Here is a 20,728-nt window from a genome sequence, read left to right on the forward strand (position 1 = left end):
CGGCTCGTCCGAGGGCCGAGGGGCCCCTTTCCCACCCTTTCGTACCGGCGCAGGCTGGAAGCGGCAGGACCGCTCACCGACGACCATAGGGAGTCATCATGTACGGCACCCCGCACATCGTCAGCGATGTCATGACCCACACGGTCGCCTCCGTCGGCCGGTGGGCCTCGTTCAAGGTGATCGTCGGGATGATGCAGGACTGGCAGGTCAGCGCCTTGCCCGTGCTCGAAGGCGAGGGCCGGGTCGTCGGCGTCGTCTCGGAAGCCGACCTGCTGCCCACGGAGGAACTCCGGGACAGCCCCGAGGAGGGCTACGTACTGCTGCGCCGCCCCGCCGACGTGGCGAAGGTCGGCGCACTGACCGCGGGGGATCTGATGTCCTCGCCCGCAATCACCGTCCGGGCGAACGCCATCCTGGCCGAGGCCGCGCGAATCATGGCTCGCGAAAGGGTCAAGCGGCTGCCCGTGGTCGACGAGTCCGGTCTGCTGGAGGGCGTGATCAGCCGCGCCGACCTGCTCAAGGTCTTCCTGCGCGACGACGAGGACATCGCCGAGGAGGTCCGGCGCGACATTGTGGCGAACCTCTTCCCCCTGTCGTCCTCAGTCATCCAGGTGGAGGTGCACGACGGAGTGGCCACCCTGACAGGCAAGGTCCGCGACTCCGCCCTGATCCCCGTGGCCGCTCGCCTGGTGCGGGCCGTAGAAGGAGTGGTGAACGTGGAGTGCGACCTCACTCGGGGAGCCGCTGTGCGGTAGGCGGTGCGCACTCATCCTAGGAGGCCCGTCACCGGGTGAGTGAGGCCCAGACTGCCCTAGTGCGTTCGGCAACTGCGGGTGACGATCGCCTTCATGGACAGCTCGCAGTCTGTCCTTGCCCGGGGACCGAGGGGTGATCATGACCGAGACAGGCGCCTTCACGGAACAGAACCCGATCCGGGTGTTCCTGCTCGACGACCACGAGGTCGTACGACGCGGCCTGACCGACCTACTCAACGCCGAACCGGACATCTCCGTCGTCGGCGACGCCGACACCGCCGAACACGCCGACAATCGATGCTCGACCCGGTCACAACAGGTCAACTCATGCGGTCGCTGCGTGCAGAGCCGGCCGGGACACCGTCGCTGCCGCCCGAGCTGACGAGTCTGTCGCCCCGGGAACGGGACATCCTCGCCCTGATCGGCGACGGCCTGACCAACCGCGAGGTCGGCAGGAAGCTGTACCTGTCGGAGAAGACCGTCAAGAACCACATCTCCCGGCTGCTGGCCGAGCTGGGCGTCCAGCGCCGGGTCCAGGCCGCGGTTCTCGCTCCCACATCGACCAGCAGGAGGCCGGGGACCACTCAGGGCATTGATCGCGATCAAGAACCCTGGGTCAGGCGGCGGTGAGGAGGTTCTTCACCTCGACGACATCGGCGATGTCTTCCACCTCCGCCACCAGCCGGGCCGTGGTGGCCGACGGCATCCGTCCCGTCAGCTCCACGATGCCGTCGTGGACGGCCACCTCCACCGTGGCTCGGTCTTCCGGCGGGCAACAGGCCTCCATCCTGGCCTCGACCTCTGCCCGTATCCCTGCGTCGTCCCTGATGAGGGCCTGGAGCAGCGCGTCGCGGGGCACGACTCCGACCAGGCGGCCCAAGCCATCGGTGACCGGCAGCCGCTTGAGCCGGGAGAGTGCGGCCAGCCAGGCGGCCTCGGCGACGGTCGCGCCCGGGAGCACCGTGACCGCGGGGCTCGTCATCAGGTCGGCGGCCGTCTCACCGCGGGCCTTGCTGTAGATCCGTCGCTCGCGCAGCCTTCCGATGCGTCCGGGCCGATGGCCTGAAGCCTCGAAGGCCACCTTCGCCAGCAGGTCGGACTCCGAGACGACGCCGACCACGTGGCCCTCGCCGTCCACGACCGGGAGGGCGCCGACCTGCTCACGCGCCAGCAGACGGGCGATGTCGCGGTACGGCAGGTCGTCGCGCAGGGAGGCAGCGGGTACGTCCATCACGTCCCTCACCAGCGGGACCCCGGCCTCTGGCGGCGAAGGTTGTCGCGAGGGCGAGGCGGCCGGCGTCGCCGGGCGGGCGGTGCCGCGTGCAGGGGCCTGCGCTTCGGCATGTGCGTGTTCGGCCGCGGCGGTGGCCACGGCTCCCAGGTAGCGAATCAGCATGTCCTGTCGGCCCGCCTCGCCGGGGCTCCAGGGTTGGGAGGGCAGGTCCTGCCGGGCCTCGGCCTCCGCGGAGAAGTTCTCGTGGTCGTTCACGGCCGCCTCCGGACTCCGTCGAGTTGCCTACCGTCCCAGTCTTTCGCTCGGGCCGCCGTCGCCAAGAGCCGAACGGCCCTGATCGACGGCGTTACGGCCCTATCCGGTGCGGGGCGGAAGGAGAACGGTGAGACTGAGAGAGCAGCCGACCGGCAGGAGGCCGCCGATGAGCCTGCGGGACTTCCTGGAGCGGTTCCGTCCGGTGGGGACGCCTGGAGCGTCCGCCACTGGCGTGCCCGCCGACCGTACGGCAGAACGGGCCGCGGAACTGGAGCCCGCCCTCGCACAGCTGACGGATGTGCAGCAGGAGGCGGAACGGATCCGGGCGGCGGCGGACGAGGCGGCCGCCGCCGTGCGGCAGGACGCCGTGCGGCAGGCGACAGAGCTCGTGGCGGCCGCCCGCGAGCGTGCTCCCGAGATCCGCCGACAGGCCGCGGAACCCGTCCTCCGGGAGGCGCGGCGGGAGGCGGAGGCCCTGCGCCTCGCCGGGGGCCGTACCGCTTCGGCCGTCCGGGAGCGGGCCGCGGAGCGCTTGCCGGATCTGGTGGACCGAGCGGTGACCGACGCGCTGCGCCTGGCAGGGGGCCCCGGCGAAGGCGAAGCGCCATGAGTGCCGGTTGGGTCGCCGGGGCGGTACGGGCCAAGGCCCTCGTCGGCCGCTACCCGGGTGCCAGTGGGGCGCGGGAGATCGCCGGGTGTGGCACGTTGGACGACGCCCTGCGCTGCCTGGCTGCGACCCCGTACTCGAGATATGCACGGACGGCGGTCGGTCTGCCCGAGGCTCAGCGGGCGGTGACCGCCACGCTGCTGTGGCATCTGCGGGTGCTGGCCGGCTGGCTGCCCCGGGGTGGTGCCCGCTTGCTCGTTCCGCTGGTTGCGGGGTTCGAGATCGCCAACGTGGCCTCTCGGCTGCGCGCGCCGGACGGTCGCCGCGCGGAGGCCCCGGAACCGTACCGGCTCGGCGCGCTGGAGACTGCCTGGCGGACGCTGGAGCGTGCCGGGACACCTGCGGAAGTGCGGGCGGCGCTCATCGCCTCGCCCTGGGGCGATCCGGGTGGCAACACGCCGTGGGCCCTGATCACGGGCATGAGGATGGCCGCCGCACGCCGCACCGCCGTCGCCGTACCGCCCGCGCGTCGCTGGGCCCAGGGACGCGCCGTCCTGCTGACGGCTCGTGAACTGTTCGTGTACCAGCGCCCTCTGCAGGGGCCCGCGCGGCGTGACGCGGCACGACTGCTCGGGGCGCGGGCGTCGGCCGCCACCTCGTACCAGGAGTTTCGCGAGCGTCTTCCCGCGGCGGCCGGTTGGGTCCTGGCGGACATCGAGGAAGCGGGCGCGCTGTGGAAGGCCGAGGCCCGCTGGTGGCGGACGGTTCAGGCCGACGGCGCGGCGATGCTGCGCGAGGGCCGGTACGGGCCCCGGGTGGTCGTGGGTGCGGTCGCGGTGCTGTCCGTGGACGCCTGGCGAGTGCGGGCGGCGCTGGAGTCGGCGGCGCGTGGCGGACGGTCCGGGGAGGTGTTCGATGTCCTGGTCTGAGGCATGGACGCCGGTCCGGATGCGCCGGGTGGCGGTGATCGTGCCGCAGGTGGCCCTGCGGGACGCTCTGGTACGGATCGCCGAGGAGGGGTGCGTGGAGCTGGACCGTGCCGAGGAGGCGGCTCCGGGCGCGGCGGCGGTGCGGCTGCGGCGGCTGCAGGGGCGTGTCACGACGGCCGGGCCCGAGAGCACCACTTCGGCCGTCCTGGCCATCGCCGCACCCGACCTCGACCTGCTCGAAGAGCGTCGCGATGTCGAATTGTTGGCGGGCGAGGCTCAGTTGCAGGAGCGCGCGGAGGGCGCCGTACGGCATGGAGAGGTGGCCGCGCTGGCCGGGTGGTGCCCGGCCGCCGAGATGCCTCGCGTCGCGGGCCGGCTGGCCGCCGCAGGCGGCGCACTGGTGCCACTGCCGTCCCCGCGCGGCACCGATCCACCGACGCTGCTGCGGCCGGGCGGGGCCGTCTCCTTCGCGCCGCTGGTGACGACGTACGGCACACCGGCCTATGCGGACCTCGACCCCTCGTGGCCGGCGGGCCTCGCCTACGTAGCGATGTTCGGGATCATGTTCGGTGACGTGGGGCACGGGGCGCTGCTGGTGCTCGGAGCGCTCGCGCTCCGCCTCGGGTGGCCCCGCCGATTCGCCCGGTTGGGCCGGCTGTGGCCCTTCCTGGCGGGCGCGGGAGTCGCCTCCATGCTCGCGGGCGCCGCCTACGGGGAGTTCTTCGGCCCCACCGGGCTGCTGCCGGTGCTGTGGCTGAGCCCATTGGACAGTCCTGCCCGCCTGCTGGCCGCCGCCGTGGTCTTCGGGGCGGGACTGCTGGCCGTCGCGCACGCCGCCGGCGCAGTCAACCGCGTTCGTGAGGGCGGCTGGGGCACGGCGCTGTACGCGGCGTCGGGCTGTGCCGGGCTGATGTTCTACCTGGGGCTCGCTCTGGCAGTGGCGGGCCTGCTCCTGCACCGGCCGCCCGCGGCCGTCGCCGGGGCCACGCTCGCCGTCGTCGGGCTGACGCTGGTGGCCCTCGCCATGTTCCGGGCCACGGCGGGCGGCGGTGCCGGATGCGCCGAGACGGCCGTACAGCTGTTCGACGTAGTCGTGCGCACGGGCACCAACACCCTGTCGTTCGCCCGGCTCGCGGCCTTCGGCCTTACCCACGCCGCGCTCGCCGACCTGGTGTGGCGCGGCACCACCGGCCTGGCCGGGCACGGTGGCGCCGGAGTCGCGGGGGCAGTGCTGCTGTTCGCCGCGGGCACGGCCCTCTCGTTCGGCCTGGAGGCCCTGGTGGCCGGTGTGCAGGCCCTACGGCTGGAGTTCTACGAACTGTTCTCCCGGCTCTTCGAGGCGGAGGGCCGTCCGTTCCGCCCGTGGCACGTTCCCTCGGCGGAACCTGCCGACAGCACTACGAAGGTGATCCCATGCTCACCTGGCTGATCATCCTGCCGGTCCTGGCCGCGGTGCTCGGCGCCGTGCGGCTGCTGCGGCGGCGCCGGGCCAGACACGCCTTCCGCTGGCTCCTGGCCACGAACCTGGCCCTCCTCGGCGGCGCCTGTGTGGTACTGGCCACGGCACTCGCGGGCCCCGCACAGGCGTCGGCACCCGCCACGTCCGGCGGAGTCAACGGATCTGCTCTGATCGGGGCCGCCATCGCGGTGGCGGGAGCCTCGATCGGGGCAGCGATCGCCGTCGCCTACACCGGCGCCGCAGCGCTGGCAGCACTGAGCGAGCGACCCGAGATGTTCGGCCGGGCGATGGTGATCGTCGGTCTGGCGGAGGGCATCGCCGTGTACGGGCTGGTAGTAGCGATCCTGCTGATCGGAAAGGCATGACGAGGGGCACCGTGGCCGCCATCGGGGCACGGACCAGCGTGTGCGGTCTGGCCCTGGCAGGGGTCGACGTGCGTGTCGCGGACGATCCGGACGCCGTCCGCCACACCTGGCGGACGCTCCCGGGCACGGTCGGCCTCGTGATCCTCACGGCCGAGGCCGCCCAAGCGCTGGGAGCCGAGGCAATCGCGCCCGGCCCTTCCCGGCCGCTGACCGTGGTGATGCCCTCATGACCGCGTCCACGGACGCACTGGACCCCGTGCGCGCCGAGTTGCTGCGCGCGGCACGGGCATCGGCCGACGCCGTCCGGGAACGAGCGCGGGCCGACGCGGAGGAAAGCCTGCACGCGGCACGCGGTACTGCTGACGAGGTGCTCGCGCAAGCCCGGGAGCTCGGCGAGGCCGACGGCGCCGCCGAGGCGGCCCGGGAACGAGTGCGAGCGGTGCAGGACGCCTGGGCGGCGGAACTCGCGGCTCGCTCCGAGGTCTACGCCGAACTCAGGGCCGCAGTCCGCACAGGCGTGCGCAGAGCGATGGCGGAGGGTGCCGTACCGCAGGCCCGACTCGCCGAGGCGGCACGGGCGCTGCTGGGAACACAGGCGCGGGTCACCGCTGCAGCGGAGGGTGGAGTGATGGCCGAGGTGCCCGGCCGACGGGTCGATCTGTCGGCTGACGCCCTCGCCGACCGTGCCCTGGAGCGGCTGGGTGCGCAGGCCGAGACGCTGTGGAGGCCGCAGTGACCACACCCAGCAGTTCGGGAGCAGGCCGGCAGGCCACGTGCGCCGGTCCGGCAGGCCCCCAGGCTGACGACGCGTCCCGCTCACGGATTCTCCGGGTCACCGGCCCCCTGGTGGAGATCGTCTGCCCCCCCTCGGTCGCCATGCACGACATGGTCGTGCTCGGCGCCGCCCGGCTGCCGGGCGAGGTGGTCGCCATCCACGGCGACACGGCCACCGTCCAGGCGTACGAGTACACAGGTGGACTGAGCCCGGGACATCCGGCGGAGCCCCAAGGCCGACCGCTGTCGGTACGCCTGGCCCCGGATCTGCTCGGCGGCGTGTACGACGGTCTGCTGCGCCCCCTGGTCGGCGCCGGCGCCCATCTCACGACAGGCGAGCCGAGCAAGGCACCGGAAGCGCGCAGCTGGTCGTTCACACCAGGGGTGGCCGAGGGAGCGCGGATCGCGGGCGGGGACGTCCTCGGGGAGATCGCTGCGAGCGTGCCCATGCGGCTCCTGGTGCCTCCGGACCGCTCGGGCGAGGTGACCCGGGTCGCAGCGGCGGGCGAGTACTCCGCCGACGCCGTGCTCTCCGTGGTGGGCGGACACGAGGTGCGGATGGCGCAGTCCTGGCCCGTGCGCAGGCCGCGACCGGTCGCGCGGCGGCTGCCGGCCGACATGCCACTGAACACCGGGCAGCGGGCCGTCGACCTGCTCTTCCCGGTGGCCCGCGGCAGCACGGTCGCCGTACCGGGCGGCTTCGGGACCGGCAAGACCATGCTGCTGCAACAGATCGCCAAGTGGTGCGACACCGACGTGATCGTCTACGTCGGCTGCGGCGAGCGCGGCAACGAGATGGCGGACGTCATCGAGGAGCTGTCAGAGCTGACTGATCCCCGTACCGGAGGCCGTCTGGCGGATCGGACCGTGACGATCGCGAACACCTCCAACATGCCGATGATGGCCCGCGAATCGAGCGTGCACACGGGTGCGACGGTCGCCGAGTACTTCCGCGACATGGGCCTCGACGTCGTCCTGATCGCCGACTCGACCTCCCGCTGGGCGGAAGCACTGCGCGAGTTCGCCTCCCGCATGGGCGAACTCCCTGCCGAGGAAGGCTATCCGGCGGGGCTCGCCTCCCAACTGGCCGCGTTCTATGAACGGGCCGCCGCGGTGCGCACCCTCGGCAACGCCCGTGGCTCCGTCACGGTGATCGGCGCCGTGTCCCCGCCGGGTGGCGACCGCACCGAGCCGGTCACCGCGCACACCGAACGGTTCGTGCGGTGCCTGTGGAGCCTGGACCGCGACCTCGCCTACGCACGGCACTATCCGGCCGTCTCCTGGGCGGACTCCTTCTCGCGGGACACCGCCGCGCTGGCCGCCGCGCACGCGCGGGCCGGCGACCCCGAGTGGACCGAGAGGCACGGGCGAGTGACGCGGCTGCTGGCCGAGGCCGACCGGCTGGCCGATCTTGTCGAACTGGTCGGCATCACGGCCCTGCCGCCGCGGGAGCGGATCAGCGTGCTCGCGGGACGGCTGCTGCGCGAAGCCGTGATCCAGCAGAGCGCACTGTCGCCGGCGGACGCCTACAGCGCCCCCGAGAAGACCGCGGCCCTCGTGGAGGCCGTGCTGGCAGTGATCGACCGCTGTCTGGAGCTGGTGGACTCCGGTGCCCCGGCGGACGCAGTCGAGGCGGTCGACTTCACCCCGCTGCTGCGGGCCCGTGAGACCGCGGGCCCCGCGGAGACCGCTCCCGTGGCGGCGGCCCGCGACACCGTGCTGGCCCGGCTCAAGGACGCGGCATGAACAGCGCGGACATCGAGTACACCGGCGTGCGGGAACTGCGCGGCCCGCTCGTGGTCGTCGAAGGCGTGAGCGGGGTGGGCTGGGACGAGTTCGCCACGATCGTCCTCGACTTCGGAGAACGACGGCACGGACTGGTCCTGGAGGTGGACCGCGACCTTGCGGTGGTGCAGGTCCTGGAGGACACGGCCGGCATGAACCGCGCAGGCACCCGCGTCGCGTTCTCGGGCACGCCACTGCGGATCCCGGCCGGAAGCGGATGGCTGGGGAGGGTGTGCAACGGGCGGGGCGAACCGGCCGACGGCGGGCCGCCGGTGCTGGGCAGCGCGTCCGTGCCGGTGGGCGGCACGCCGATCAATCCGGTACGGCGGGAACCCCCGAACGAGCCGGTGCTGACCGGCGTAGGCGCCGTGGACGTGCTCACCACGCTGGTGCGGGGACAGAAACTGCCGGTGTTCTCGGTGGCCGGGCTGCCACACCTGGAACTGGCGGTGCAGATCGCGGCCCAGGCGACGTGCGGCGGCGAGGCGTTCGCCGTCGTGTTCGCCGGTATGGGGCTCACCCACGCGGACACGGCGTTCGTCCGTGACGGACTGGCCGCCCGCTCCGCCGCACGAGAACTGGTCCTGTTCCTCAACACCGCGGACGACCCGGTGATCGAACGGCTGCTGACGCCGCGCCTCGCGCTGACCGTCGCCGAGCACCTGGCGTTCACCGAGGGCCGTCACGTCCTGGTGGTGATGACGGATATAACGGCCTATTCGGAGGCCCTGCGCGAGGTGTCCGCCGCGCGGGGCGAGATACCGGCCCGCCGGGCGTACCCGGGCTACCTCTACAGCGACCTCGCGTCCCTTTACGAACGCTGCGGCAGGATCAGGGGCCGCCCGGGGTCGGTGACCGTCCTGCCGGTGCTCACCATGCCGGCGGGCGACATCACCCACCCCGTTCCGGACCTCACCGGCTACATCACGGAGGGTCAGATCGTGCTGTCCGCCGAGGTGCACGCGGCCGGCACGTATCCGCCCGTGGATCCGCTGGCCTCGCTGTCGCGCCTGATGCGCAAGGGAACCGGAGCGGGACGGACCCGCGCGGACCATCCGGCCGTCGCCGCGCAGCTGATCGCCGCGCTGGCCCGGTCCCGGCAGGTGCGGGAACTCGCCGACCTGATCGGACGGTCGGCACTCAGCCCGACCGACCTGCGCCACCTCGACCTGGAGAACGCCGTCCGGCACCGGTTCCTGGCCCAGGGAACGAACGAGAACCGGTCATTGGACGAGTCCCTGGACCGGGCCTGGGAGGTTCTGCTGACCCTGCCGCGCAGCCAGCTCGGCATGATCCCGGCGGACCTGCTCGACGCCCATGCCCCGCCGCAGGACGAGGGGTCGCCGTGAGTACGCACGGGCGCCGGGTGCCGGTGGGACGGGCCGGGCGGTTGCGGCTTCGCCGCAACCTGGCCACCGCGCAGCGCGGAGCCGACCTGCTGGAACGCAAACTCCGGCTCCTGCTGGACCGGGAGCGTGTGCAACGACGGGCTGCGGAGGATGCGGGTTCGGTGTGGCGGGAAGAACTGGCCGCCGCCGACACCTGGCTGCTGCGCGGGGTGCTGCTCGGCGGCGAACGAGCACTGACGCAGGCGGTGCCCGTGGACCGAGCCCGCATCGACGTCGAGTGGGCAGCGCTGATGGGCGTACGCCATCCCGCGGCCGTGGCCTGGACCGCCCCCGTCCGCTCCCCCGCGGAACAGATGCCGCCCAACACCGCGCTGGCGCACGCCGAGACGGCCTACCGCGCGGCGGTCCGCGCGGCGGCGGAACACGCCGCCCACCGGACAGCGGCCGAACTGCTCGCCGCCGAAGCCGAACGGACGCGGCGGCGAGCCCGCGCCCTGCACCGACACTGGATCCCCCGGTTGCAACGTGAACTGTCCGCGGTGGAGCTGGCGTTGGAGGAGGCCGAACACGAGGAAGCGGTGCGACGCCGCTGGGCCGCCTCGCAGGGGGTCCGGTGATGGCGCCACGAAAAGGGCACAGCGTTGGCGGGCCCACGCGGGACCCGCCAAATGCCGTCAGCTGCCGTCAGCTGCCGTGCTGGATCTCGACGTGCTTGGCCTCCGCCTTCTCGGCGCCCAGGCCGACGCTGACGGTGAGCATGCCGTCGGTGTAGTCGGCCGTGACGTCGTCCTCGTCGGCGCCCGGCGGCAGCGTCACGCTGCGGCTCATCGCGCCGTACCGGATCTCGCTGTGAGTCTTCGTGACGTCCTTCTCGGTGCGTTCGGCCTGGACGGTCAGCACCCCGTCACTGATGAAAACGTCGATGTCCTCGTGGGACATGCCCGGAAGCTCCGCTCGCATCACGTAGCGGCCGCCCTCCATGTAGTCCTCGACGCGGACCGTGTACAGGTCACCCATCGTGGGCATCGCGAACCGGGCCGGAAGGTTCTCGAACCAGTCCGGCACCTCCGGGAACGCGAACCTCTGCCTGCGTGTCAGTGTGGCCATCGCGGTGCCTCCTCCGCTGTTGTCCAGCCTGCCGACACTTCCAGTCCAGCGCGCACGGGCTTGTACCGCTAAGGCCGAACAGCCCATACCAGGGGTCCCAGAAGTCCCTTTCCTCCTGCGGGTGCGCGGTCAGACTGGTGAAGAAGGGACGACCACATTCGGCGGCGATCATCATGTCCGACGTCACGACCACCGATCTCTACGAAGTGACCATGGCCCTGTCCTATCTCCGGGAGGACATGTGGGCCCCGGCCACCTTCAGCCTCTTCGTCCGCGACCTCCCGCCCGGCCGGGGCTTCCTGGTCGCCGCAGGACTGGAGCCCGCCCTGGACTTTCTGGCCGACTACCGCGTGGAGCGGGAGGACGTCGAGGAGTTCGCGGCCGCGCTGCACCGTCCGGTACGGGACCTCGAACCGCTCCTCGGCCTCGCCTTCGAAGGCGAGGTGCGCGCCGTGCCGGAGGGCCGCACGGTGTTCGCCGGAGAGCCGTTGCTGGAGGTGACCGCCCCGCTGCCGCAGGCTCAGCTGGTCGAGACGTACCTGCTGAACCAGGTCTGCCACCAGACGGTGGTGGCGTCCAAGGCGGCACGCTGCGTCCTGGCCGCCGCCGGGCGGCCCGTGGTGGACTTCTCGCTGCGCCGCACCCACGGCCCCGAGGCCGGATACCAAGCGGCCCGGCTGGGCGCCCTGGTCGGCTTCGCCGGTACCAGCAACGTCGCCGCCGCGACCACGCTGGCCATCCCGGCCTCGGGCACCATGGCCCATTCGTACATCGAGGCGTTCCCCGGCGAGAAGGAAGCGTTCCACGCCTTCGCACGCAGTCACCCCGGCCCGGTCACCTTCCTCGTCGACACCTACGACACCGAGGAAGGCGTGCGGATCGCGGCGCGGGTGCTGAGAGACCTGGGGCGCGGTCCCGGCTGCGCGATCCGGCTGGACAGCGGAGACCTCGACGCACTCTCGCGCCGGGCACGCGCCATCCTGGACGCCGCGGGGCTGGCCGACGTACGGATCGTGGCCAGCGGCGGACTCGACGAGTACGGCGTCGCCCGGCTGGTACGCGCCGGTGCCCCGGTCGACGTGTACGCCGTGGGCACGCGTGTGGGTGTGGCCGCGGACGCCCCGTATCTGGACGCCGCGTACAAGCTCGTCGAGTACGACGGCCGCCCGGTCATGAAGCTGTCCTCAGCGAAGGTCACGGCCCCGGGCGGCAAGCAGGTCTTCCGGCGCGCCGGGCAGCCCGACGTCATCGCCCTGCGGGGAGAGGAACCGCCGGACTCGGCACGGCCGCTGCTGCGCACGGTGATGCGCGGCGGCCGTCGGACGGGGCCGCCGGACCGCTGGCAGGACGCCCGCGACCGGTTCCGCGGGGACATCGCCGATCTGCCCGGCCCGACGCTCCGGATCGAGAACCCCGAACCGGTCCGACCGGTTTGGTCCCGGGCTCTGCAGAAGCTGACAGCCACGGTACGTGCGAGCATCGAAGCACGGTTCCGCCCGGACCACCTCGCCGCTCCCTCCGGCACGGCTGCCTCCCACTCCTCGACGTTGTCAGCCGACGCACCATGAGGGGCCCGACGGTGGGGCCGACGGGGACGAGGCAAGGACCAACGGCCCCTGGAACCCTGACCGCGCCACGTCTTCCATGAGATCGGCGGCGCTGCTCCGCGCCACCACAGGGAGGAGGCGAGCGAGATGTCCGCTCCCGCACCAACAAGGAAGGAACGGGCCGTGCCGAGTACCGGACCCGAGGCGACCGGCGCCTCGATGCGCGCCCGCGTGGGCGACGAGATCGTCGTACGCGGCACCACCGCCGAGGTCGTGGCCCGGGACGGCGAGGTCGTGGGGCTCTGCCATCCCGACGGCAGCCCGCCGTACGACGTGCGCTGGGCCGAGGACGGACGGGTGACCTTGTACTTCCCCGGGCCCGACGCCTTCATCAGGCATCTGACGCCCTCGCCGCACCCGGCACGCGCCTCCGCACACACCTCGCCGGCCTCCGACGAACCGGTGGCTGGAGGCGGTCATGTCCCGGCCCGGTGACCGTCGGCCGATCGTGGTGGGCGTCGATCCCGACCCCAGCCGACGGATGGCGCTGGCCTGGGCAGCCGACGAGGCCGCCCGCCGTCGGGTGCCGTTGCGTCCGGTTCACGTCGAGGGCGTGCCGACCAGGGGCTATCGGGGGCAAGAGATCCCGCCGTCCTGGGAAGAATGGAACGAGGCTCTGCACAGGGCCGGGAAGCAGGTACTCGAAGAAGCCGCGGACTTCGTCACGGCACGGCACCCGCAGGTCGAGGTGGACACTGTGCTCTCGGAGGGCGACCCCGTGTGGGTGCTGCGTGAGCAGAGCCGCGACGCCACGGCCGTCGTACTGGGCTCCCAACATCTGAGCCGGACCCAGGAGGTGTTCGGCTCCGCCTCGGTCGCCCTGCCGGTCATGGCCCACGCGCACTGCCCCGTGGTCGTCGTGCCCGAGCCGGAGCACATCACCCAGGAGCCCGCGTACTACGTCGTCGGCGTCGACGGCAGCGAACACTCGGCCGCCGCCGTCGACGTGGCATTCGAGGAGGCGTCCCTGCGCGGCGCCGAGGTGCGGGCCCTGTACGTCTGGGAGCCAGGTCCGCTCAGGATCTTCGACGAGTACGCCCCGCAGCAGGAGGCCCGCCGGTTGCTCTCCGAGACCGTGGCCGGCCGCCAGGTCCGCTACCCAGAGGTGGACCTGCGCCACGAACTGGTCGTCGGGCATCCCGTGCAGGTGCTCACCGACGCCTCGGCCCACGCGCTGGGCCTGGTGGTGGGAACCCGGGGTCACGGAGGATTCACCGGCATGCTGCTGGGCTCGGTCAGCCAGGGCGTGCTGCACCATGCCCGCTGCCCTGTCATCGCCGTTCCGTCGAGACCGGAGTGAGAAGTCCCGAGCGGGCGGCGGGCAGGAGGCGCGGGAACGCGGGAAGTCCACTCGGCCCCACTCAGGGTCCAGACGGCCCCTGCCCCGCGACGGTCCGCGCGCACATCCTGGAAACGGGATTCGAGGAGGAGTCCTCGGCCTGTCGTCCGAGCAAGGGCGGGTCCCCCTGGCCGAGGTCGGCACACCCTGCCGCGAAGGGAAGCCACCGTGACTGCACAACCCCTAAACGTGAACACCGTCTCCGCGCTCGTGGCGGAGGCCGCGGCGGCGCCCTCGCTGCACAACGCGCAGCCCTGGAGATTCCGCTTCCTGCGCGACAGCGCCGTCCTACGCCTGTACGCCGACCTGGAGCGATCCCTGCCGCGCACCGACCCGGACAAGCGAGGCCTGCATCTCGGCTGCGGCGCCGCGCTCTTCAACCTGCGCGTGGCCGCCGCTGCCACGGGGCTGGCGCCAGTCGTGCGGCTGCTGCCCGACCCCGGCGATGCGAAGTTGCTCGCCGAGATGGGCCTGCGCGGCTCCGCGCCACCCGACAAAGCGCTCACCCGACTGCACCCGGCGATTTCCCGCCGTCACTCCAGCCGTCTCCCCTTCCGCGACGAGGAGATCCCGGTCGCCGTGGCGGAACGGCTGTGCGACACGGCCCAGGCCGAGGGCGCCCAGCTGTTGTTCCCCGGCGCCTGGCACGTGAAGTCGATTTTGGAACTGGTGCAGGACGCTGAGGGCCGGGAGGCGCTGAACTCAGGCGTCCTCGCTGAGACGGCGCGCTGGGCACGGACGGAACCGTCGGGCACCGTGGGAACACCCGATGGCATCCCCGCCGAGGCGTTCGGCCCTCGCCAACGCGCTACCGCAGCCCCCGTGCGCGACTTCGCCGCCGGCCGTCCGATGCCGGGGCGTGGCTGTGCGTCCTTCGAGAAGAACCCTCACATCGCTCTGCTGGGCACGGCCCGCGACGGGCCCGCGGACTGGCTGCGCGCAGGTCAGGCACTGGAGCGGGTCCTGCTCCAAGCCACCACGGACGGGCTGGTCGCGTCGGTGACCTCCCAGCCCCTGGAATGGCCGGAACTCCGGTGGACGGCTCGCGACCCCCTCTCGGGCATGGCCCACGTGCAGATGGTGCTCCGGCTCGGCTACGGCCCCGAAGGCCACCCGAGCCCGCGGCGACCGGCGGCCGAGCTGCTCGACATCGTCTGAGGCAGGGCGTGTCGGTGGCTCCGCATGGCATGAAGGAAGCGCGGAGGGAGAACCGGCCATGGGACACCATCCCGGCACTCGCGTCGCAGCGAATCCGAATCCGCGCACGGCCACAACCCGGCTGCGAGGAGTAGTCGCATGAAGGTGTCCGAGGCGATGACCGCTCCGCCGATATCCGTCGCGCCTCACGTCTCCCTGCTCGAGGTGACCCGGCGGATGACCGAGTCCGCCGTCGGCTCCGTCCTCGTCGTCGAGGACGGAGCGCTGCGCGGCATCGTCACCGACCGCGACCTCGCCATACGCGGCGTGGGCGGAGGCCTGGACCGGGAGACGCGAGTGGACGCGGTGATGTCGGCCCGGGTGGTCACCGTCGACGCGGGCGACGACCTCCAGGTGGCCTACCGGACGTTCCGCCGCACCGGCGTGCGCCGCCTTCCGGTCCTCGACGGTGGCCGCGTGGTGGGGGTGCTGACGATCGACGACCTGTTCCTGGACGTCTTCCGTCGGCTGGCCGACCTCCTCGGACCCATCGCCTGGAGCATGCTCCAGGAGCCGCCCGGGCGGCCCTCGGCGGCTGGAGCCCGGTATGAGCCCTGAACCGGCCGAGCGGGGAGCGATCTCCCATCACGCGCCCCGGCCGACCGAGTTGTGTAACGGCGGGCCACCGACTGATGTCATGGCCTCGACCACCGGCCCGCCACGGGACCAGCCCGGCGCCCCCCGCCCGTGCATCCCGTCCCTGGCCGTCTCGGACGTCTTCACCGCCCTGGACGCTTCCCCGCGCGGTCTCACGCCGGCCGAGGCCGCCGCACGGCAGGCCCGCTACGGCCCCAACGAGCTGCCCGGCGTGAGCCGCGGGCATGTGTGGATGCGGCTGATCGCGCAGTTCACCGACCTGTTCGCGGTGGTGCTGCTCGTCTCCTCGGCGATCACCTTCCTCGCGTACGCCCTGGAGCAGCCCCGAGATCCGGCAACACTCCAACTGGCCCTGGCGATTCTCGGCGTGGTCCTCCTGAACGCGGGCATCGGTTTCGCGCAGGAGTACTCCGCCGAGCGCACGGCGGAGTCCCTGCAGGCGATGGTGCCGCACACCTGCCGGGTGCTGCGGGACGGTGAACCGCGGGAACTGCCCGCTCGGGATCTGGTTCCCGGCGATGTCGTGCTTCTGGAGGCCGGGGACGCGGTGTCGGCCGACTGCCGGCTGGTCGAGGCACACGAAGTCGCCGTCAACAACGCGGCACTCACGGGCGAGAGTGACGCCGTCCCGCGGGTCGCCGGACCGATTCCGGCGGTGCCGACGCTGGAGGCACGCAACTGCGTGTTCATGGGCACCGACGTGGTCGCGGGCACGGGCAAGGCGGTCGTGTCCGCCACCGGGACGGCCACCGAGTTCGGGAGGATCTTCCGGCTCACCGCTGCGGCACCCCGGCAGAAGACCCCACTACAGCTCCAGGTCGCGGCCATGGCCCGCCGTGTGGCGGGCGTCGCGCTGGCGACCGGAGCCGTCCTGTTCGCGGTGCGGGTGCCCAATGAGCAGCCGTTCGTCGACACGTTCGTCTTCTCCCTCGGGGTGATGGTCGCACTCGTTCCGGAAGGCCTGCCGGCGACGCTCTCCGTGTCGCTGGCGATCGGTGTGCGCCGCATGGCGCGTCGGCACGCGCTGGTCAAGCAGCTGCTGGCGGTGGAGGCGCTCGGCTCGACCAGCGTGGTGTGCACCGACAAGACGGGGACGCTCACACAGGCCGAGATGACCGTTGTGCGGGTGTGGGCGAACGGCGTGTCGCACGCCGTGGCGGGGGTGGGATACGCGCCTGTCGGTGAGGTCGTCGAGGCCGGATCCGTGCGGGAGCTGTTGAGGACGGCGGCTCTGTGCAGCAACGCCCGGCTGGTTCCGCCGACGAGCCGGGACGGGTGGCGGGTGCTCGGCGACACCACCGAGGGCGCACTCCTGGTGGCCGCCATGAAGGCCGGCCTGGATCCGTCGGTGGAGGAGGCCCGCTCGCCACGGGTGGCGGAGTATCCCTTCGACTCCGTCCGCAAGTTGATGAGCACCGTGCACCGTGATGCGGACGGTACGTATCGCGCGTGCGTCAAGGGCGCGCCGCTGGAGCTGCTCGCCCGCTGCGACGCCATCGACCGGGAGGGCACGCGGACGCCGCTCACGGAAGCCTCCCGCGCCGAGGTGGTCGCGGCCGCGGACGACATGGCCGGGCAGGGCCTGCGCGTCCTGGCGGTGGCCCGGCGGCGGGTACCGGGTCCTCGCCCGGCGCTCGGGGACGTCGAGTCGGAGCTGACTCTGCTGGGCCTCTCCGGGATGTACGACCCGCCCCGACCGGAGGTGCGGGACGCGGTGGGGGCGTGCCGACGGGCCGGGATCCGCATCGTCATGGTCACCGGCGACCATCCCCTGACTGCGGAGGCCGTCGCCCGCCGCGTCGGCATCGTACGGGGACCGGCCCCGTCCGTCGTGACGGGTGCGCAGCTGGACGCACTGAACGACGACGGCGTGGACGCGCTACTGGCGGGCTCCGCCGAGCTGCTGCTGTGCCGGGTCAGTCCCGAGCACAAGATGCGGGTGGTCACCGCGTTGCAGCGGCGCGGTGAGGTCGTCGCCGTCACCGGGGACGGCGCCAACGACGCGCCCGCCCTGAAACACGCGGACATCGGTGTCGCCATGGGGGCCTCCGGGACGGACGTCGCCCGTGAGGCAGCGGTGATGGTGCTGCTCGATGACTCCTTCGCCTCCATCTCCACCGCGGTGGGGCTGGGTCGTTCGGTCTACCGCAACATCCGCAAGTTCCTGATCTATCTGTTCAGCCACAACATCGCCGAACTGGTGCCGATCCTGGCGGCCACCTTCGCCGGGTTCCCGCTGGTGCCGATCACGGCCGTACAGATTCTCGCCATCGACCTGGGCTCCGACGTACTGCCCGCGCTCGCGCTCGGCGCCGAACCGATGGAGGCCGACGTCATGGACAGCCCGCCGCGACCGCGCCGGGAACGGCTGTTCTCGACCGCAGTCATGGGCCGGATCCTCTTCCTCGGCGGTATCCAGGCCCTCGGCGTGTGTGCCGTCTTCTTCTGGCAGATCCACGCCTCCGGCATCCCGTACGCGGACTTCACCAGGGACGATCCCGTCTACCGGGAGGCGATCACCATGGTCCAGGCCGGCATCGTCGTCAGCCAGTTCTTCAACGCCCTCGCGGTGCGCACCGACCGGCAGAGCGTCTTCCGGGCAGGTCTGCTGTCCAACCCCTGGCTGATCGGCGCCGGTTGCGTCGGCATCGCACTGATGGCGGCCATCAGTTACGCGCCTCCGCTCCAGGCGATCTTCAACACCGCGCCGCTGGCTCCCGCCGACTGGGCGGTTCTCGCCGGGTTCGGGGCATTGTTGCTGGCCGCCGAGGAAGCCCGTAAGTGGGTACTGCGGCACCGGAGCGGGGCCCCGAAAGAAGGAACATGATGAGAGTGATCATCGTGGGCTGCGGCCGGGTCGGTTCCACCCTCGCGGCGCAGCTTGTGACCGAAGGCCACGACGTACGTATCGTCGACCGGCAGCCCAAGGCACGCAGGCGTCTGCCGCCGGCCTTCCCCGGCACCTTCCACGTGGGCAACGGCTTCAGCCGCCCCGCGCTGGAAGCGGCCGGGATCGTCCACGCGGACGCGTGCGTCGCGGTCACGTCGGGAGACAACAGCAACATCGTGAGCGCCCGGACGGCCAAGGAGACGTACCGGGTTCCGGTCGTCCTCGCCCGCATCCACGACCCGAGCCGCGCCGACATCTACCGGGACCTGGGCATCCCGACGATCTCCAGCGTCCGCTGGGCCGTCAGCCGCATCCACCAGATGCTGCTGCACCGCCACCTCACCCCGGAACTCTCCTTCGGCAACGGCGAGACACTCCTGATCCGCTCCCAACTGCCCGCCTACCTCACCGGACGGCAGCTGACCGCGTTCGATGTCGACGGGGAGATCCGTGTCGTGGAGATCACCCGCGCCGGACGCTCGCTGCTGCCCGCCCATGGTGTCCTCGCCGAACCCGGCGACCTGGTCACCTTCGCCGTCGCAGCAACCGCACTGGGCCGTCTGCGCGGCTTCCTCGACAAGGAGCTGGGAACGTGAAGGTCCTGATCGCGGGCGCGGGCCGCCTCGGCACTCAGATCGCCCAGGTGCTCTCCGCCGCACGCAACGACGTCACCCTTGTCGAACGCGACGAGGACCGCTTCACCGAACTCGAAGGCATGCCGTACGTAAACCTGGTGGCCGGGGACGCCTGCGAGCCCGCACTCCTGGAGCGCGGGGGTGCGCTGACCTGCGACCTCGTCGTCGCCGTCACCGGCCGGGACGAGGACAACCTCGTCATCAGCCTGCTTGCCAAGCGCCGGTTCGGCGTGGGACGAGTGGCCGCGCGTGTCAACGACGCGGAGAACGCCTGGCTCTTCGACCTGCAGTGGGGCGTGGACGTTGCCGTGCCTGCGGCCACCCCGCTGATCTCCCTCATCGAGGAGGCCACCGGTGCCACGGACACGGTGGCGCTGCTGCGGCTGAGCAAGGCGGGCGTCGAAGTCATCGAGACAGCGATCACCCAGGAGTCCCGCGCCGCGGGGCACATGCTGGGCGAGATCACGCTGCCGGCCGGCACCGTCGTCGCCACCGTCGTCCGCGACGGGCATCCGACAGTGCCGAGCCCCGAGGTGCGGCTCCTGCCGGGGGACGAACTCCTGCTCGTCTCGCACGAGGCCACCGAGCAGGAGATCCACGCGTCCTTCCAGTGACCGGCCCGGGCCGTCCCGCACCCCGGCTCGGGTCACGACGTCTCGGAACGCACGATCACGACCGGGCAGCTCGCGTGCTGCGACACATGCTGGCTGACGGAACCGAGCAGAGCGCGGGCGAACCCGCCCCTCCCGCGGCTGCCCACCACCAGGACCTCAGCTCCCTCGGCGGACCGCAGCAGGACATCGGTGGCATTGCCGTGCACCACGTGTGTCCTGATCGACCCGGCTGTGTCCGCGCCCAGCACGTCGATGAGCTCTTGCCGCATCCGCTGCCGGGCATCGTCCTCGTCGACGTCCACGTCCACGGCGGGCGCCGACCAGCCGTACAGCCCCGGCAGCTCCCACACAGCGACCGCGTCCACGGTGCCGCCCACAAGGCCCGCGTAGCGAACGGCCCATCGCAGGGCCGCGTACGAAGACGTCGACCCGTCGACACCGACCACGATCTTCGGCCCGGAGACATCCGTGCCCATCTGTCCCACCTCTCCTACGGCCCTCACGCCGCCCGACCGGTAGTACCTTCGCCTCCACGCTGCGCGAGGCATCACCACACCGCGAGAGATGCAGCTCCGGGCGCATGACGAACGGCGCTGCGGTCAGCCCTCGTGGCGCGCTGTCCAGTCGGGTTCCACTCGCCCCCCCTGCGCGGGTCCACTGGTCGAGGCGGCGAGGGACCTGCCGACCGCCCACCACGCGGAGATGGCACGCGGGCTTCCAGCCACACGGTCGCCGTGGCGCTTCGATACAGCTGGGCCCGCACCAGCGCGACGCTGGTGTGGCCGCCCTGTTGATCGCTCCACCGGACGAGTGCGTGGAATCCAGACTGGGCACCGAGGCGGTCACGGTCCGACTTCGCGTCCGACAGCAGGCGTGCGGTGACTGGATGCAGCCGCGCCACCTGCGCCTGCCGCGCATGTGCGTAGTGGCTGTACGCCCGCGTACTCTGCACTCACCGCCGCTAGAGGCAGCGCCACGACGGCGACGACCGTAAGGAGGGTGCGAAGTATCCGCTCCAGCCGGTCCACCGGCCGCTCCAGAAGGTTCCGGGCTCCGTGAGGTCCACGCGGGGCCCGCCTTTCGTGCGCGCCAAAGGCGGTTCGGCGACCTGGGAGATGCGGTGTCCGCATGGCACGGTCCTCCGCTCTGGGGGCGTCTCTTCAGATACCGTTCCACCCTCCCGCGCCACAGAGCGGCCTGGTATGGGACCGACGGTCCTCATGAGTGCCG

21 protein-coding genes and 1 pseudogene are annotated in these 20,728 nt (G+C 72.1%); 19 read left to right on the forward strand and 3 right to left on the reverse strand.

Annotated features, from left to right (window positions below; translation table 11 throughout):
• Window positions 1-98: 98 nt before the first annotated feature.
• Both OG568_RS08890 and OG568_RS08895 read left to right on the forward strand, forming a co-directional pair.
• Window positions 99-755 carry a CBS domain-containing protein gene (locus OG568_RS08890; RefSeq protein ID WP_329531012.1) on the forward strand — a complete coding sequence of 219 codons (657 nt, stop codon included), beginning with the start codon at window positions 99-101 and terminating at the stop codon, window positions 753-755.
• 139 nt (window positions 756-894) lie between these two features.
• Window positions 895-1,385 (forward strand): annotated as a pseudogene (locus OG568_RS08895) (response regulator transcription factor).
• Here the strand turns inward: OG568_RS08895 and OG568_RS08900 are convergent.
• Window positions 1,372-2,244, reverse strand: a complete 873-nt coding sequence (locus OG568_RS08900) for a CBS domain-containing protein (protein WP_329531013.1) — start codon at window positions 2,242-2,244, stop codon at window positions 1,372-1,374. The pseudogene OG568_RS08895 and the gene OG568_RS08900 sit on opposite strands and share 14 nt — an antisense overlap.
• A gap of 166 nt (window positions 2,245-2,410) precedes the next feature.
• Here OG568_RS08900 and OG568_RS08905 point away from each other — a divergent pair, with 166 nt between their 5' ends.
• From OG568_RS08905 to OG568_RS08945, 9 genes are read left to right on the forward strand one after another with little or no spacing between them, the layout of a single operon-like run.
• Window positions 2,411-2,854 carry a hypothetical protein gene (locus OG568_RS08905; RefSeq protein WP_329531015.1) on the forward strand — a complete coding sequence of 148 codons (444 nt, stop codon included), beginning with the start codon at window positions 2,411-2,413 and terminating at the stop codon, window positions 2,852-2,854.
• Window positions 2,851-3,780, forward strand: coding sequence for a hypothetical protein (locus OG568_RS08910; protein ID WP_329531016.1), 930 nt, complete (start codon window positions 2,851-2,853; stop codon window positions 3,778-3,780). Before OG568_RS08905 ends, OG568_RS08910 begins: the two co-directional genes overlap by 4 nt.
• Window positions 3,767-5,209 carry a V-type ATPase 116kDa subunit family protein gene (locus tag OG568_RS08915; protein ID WP_329531017.1) on the forward strand — a complete coding sequence of 481 codons (1,443 nt, stop codon included), beginning with the start codon at window positions 3,767-3,769 and terminating at the stop codon, window positions 5,207-5,209. The genes OG568_RS08910 and OG568_RS08915 overlap by 14 nt, the downstream gene beginning before the upstream one ends.
• On the forward strand, window positions 5,194-5,604 hold the full coding sequence (locus OG568_RS08920) for an ATP synthase subunit C (RefSeq protein WP_181652407.1): 411 nt from the start codon (window positions 5,194-5,196) through the stop codon (window positions 5,602-5,604). The genes OG568_RS08915 and OG568_RS08920 overlap by 16 nt, the downstream gene beginning before the upstream one ends.
• Entirely contained in the window at window positions 5,601-5,834 is a 234-nt protein-coding gene (locus tag OG568_RS08925) for a V-type ATP synthase subunit F (protein ID WP_329531018.1), read from the forward strand. Before OG568_RS08920 ends, OG568_RS08925 begins: the two co-directional genes overlap by 4 nt.
• Window positions 5,831-6,340: a hypothetical protein gene (locus OG568_RS08930; RefSeq protein WP_329531019.1), complete on the forward strand. Its 510-nt coding sequence runs from the start codon at window positions 5,831-5,833 to the stop codon at window positions 6,338-6,340. Before OG568_RS08925 ends, OG568_RS08930 begins: the two co-directional genes overlap by 4 nt.
• Window positions 6,337-8,124 carry a V-type ATP synthase subunit A gene (locus tag OG568_RS08935; RefSeq protein WP_329531020.1) on the forward strand — a complete coding sequence of 596 codons (1,788 nt, stop codon included), beginning with the start codon at window positions 6,337-6,339 and terminating at the stop codon, window positions 8,122-8,124. The genes OG568_RS08930 and OG568_RS08935 overlap by 4 nt, the downstream gene beginning before the upstream one ends.
• Window positions 8,121-9,512, forward strand: a complete 1,392-nt coding sequence (locus tag OG568_RS08940) for a V-type ATP synthase subunit B (RefSeq protein WP_329531021.1) — start codon at window positions 8,121-8,123, stop codon at window positions 9,510-9,512. The genes OG568_RS08935 and OG568_RS08940 overlap by 4 nt, the downstream gene beginning before the upstream one ends.
• Complete coding sequence (locus tag OG568_RS08945) at window positions 9,509-10,129, forward strand: V-type ATP synthase subunit D (RefSeq protein ID WP_329531022.1); 621 nt, start codon at window positions 9,509-9,511, stop codon at window positions 10,127-10,129. The genes OG568_RS08940 and OG568_RS08945 overlap by 4 nt, the downstream gene beginning before the upstream one ends.
• A gap of 67 nt (window positions 10,130-10,196) precedes the next feature.
• Here OG568_RS08945 and OG568_RS08950 read toward each other — a convergent pair whose 3' ends face one another.
• On the reverse strand, window positions 10,197-10,619 hold the full coding sequence (locus OG568_RS08950) for an Hsp20/alpha crystallin family protein (protein WP_181652403.1): 423 nt from the start codon (window positions 10,617-10,619) through the stop codon (window positions 10,197-10,199).
• A gap of 173 nt (window positions 10,620-10,792) precedes the next feature.
• Between OG568_RS08950 and OG568_RS08955 the strand changes: the two genes are divergently transcribed.
• From OG568_RS08955 to OG568_RS08990, 8 genes are all read left to right on the forward strand, one after another.
• A complete protein-coding gene (locus tag OG568_RS08955) occupies window positions 10,793-12,187 on the forward strand; it encodes a nicotinate phosphoribosyltransferase (RefSeq protein ID WP_329531023.1) in 1,395 nt (464 codons plus the stop codon).
• Window positions 12,188-12,349: 162 nt separating this feature from the next.
• Entirely contained in the window at window positions 12,350-12,661 is a 312-nt protein-coding gene (locus OG568_RS08960; RefSeq protein ID WP_329531024.1) for a DUF1918 domain-containing protein, read from the forward strand.
• Window positions 12,645-13,526: a universal stress protein gene (locus OG568_RS08965; RefSeq protein WP_329531025.1), complete on the forward strand. Its 882-nt coding sequence runs from the start codon at window positions 12,645-12,647 to the stop codon at window positions 13,524-13,526. The genes OG568_RS08960 and OG568_RS08965 overlap by 17 nt, the downstream gene beginning before the upstream one ends.
• Before the next feature lie 207 nt (window positions 13,527-13,733).
• Window positions 13,734-14,723, forward strand: coding sequence for an Acg family FMN-binding oxidoreductase (locus OG568_RS08970; RefSeq protein ID WP_329531026.1), 990 nt, complete (start codon window positions 13,734-13,736; stop codon window positions 14,721-14,723).
• 138 nt (window positions 14,724-14,861) lie between these two features.
• On the forward strand, window positions 14,862-15,320 hold the full coding sequence (locus tag OG568_RS08975) for a CBS domain-containing protein (RefSeq protein WP_329531027.1): 459 nt from the start codon (window positions 14,862-14,864) through the stop codon (window positions 15,318-15,320).
• A gap of 79 nt (window positions 15,321-15,399) precedes the next feature.
• Window positions 15,400-18,186 (forward strand): cation-translocating P-type ATPase, encoded by a 2,787-nt coding sequence (locus OG568_RS08980; RefSeq protein WP_329531028.1) that lies wholly within the window; start codon window positions 15,400-15,402, stop codon window positions 18,184-18,186.
• Window positions 18,186-18,845 (forward strand): potassium channel family protein, encoded by a 660-nt coding sequence (locus OG568_RS08985; RefSeq protein WP_329536308.1) that lies wholly within the window; start codon window positions 18,186-18,188, stop codon window positions 18,843-18,845. The genes OG568_RS08980 and OG568_RS08985 overlap by 1 nt, the downstream gene beginning before the upstream one ends.
• On the forward strand, window positions 18,842-19,498 hold the full coding sequence (locus OG568_RS08990; protein ID WP_329531029.1) for a potassium channel family protein: 657 nt from the start codon (window positions 18,842-18,844) through the stop codon (window positions 19,496-19,498). Before OG568_RS08985 ends, OG568_RS08990 begins: the two co-directional genes overlap by 4 nt.
• 32 nt (window positions 19,499-19,530) lie before the next feature.
• Here the strand turns inward: OG568_RS08990 and OG568_RS08995 are convergent, their stop codons facing one another.
• The gene (locus OG568_RS08995; protein WP_329531030.1) at window positions 19,531-19,974 is read right to left on the reverse strand and encodes a universal stress protein; all 444 of its coding nucleotides are present in this window, start codon (window positions 19,972-19,974) and stop codon (window positions 19,531-19,533) included.
• Window positions 19,975-20,728: the final 754 nt, after the last annotated feature.

It is taken from the genome of Streptomyces sp. NBC_01450, assembly GCF_036227505.1.
Taxonomy (GTDB): Bacteria; Actinomycetota; Actinomycetes; order Streptomycetales; family Streptomycetaceae; genus Streptomyces.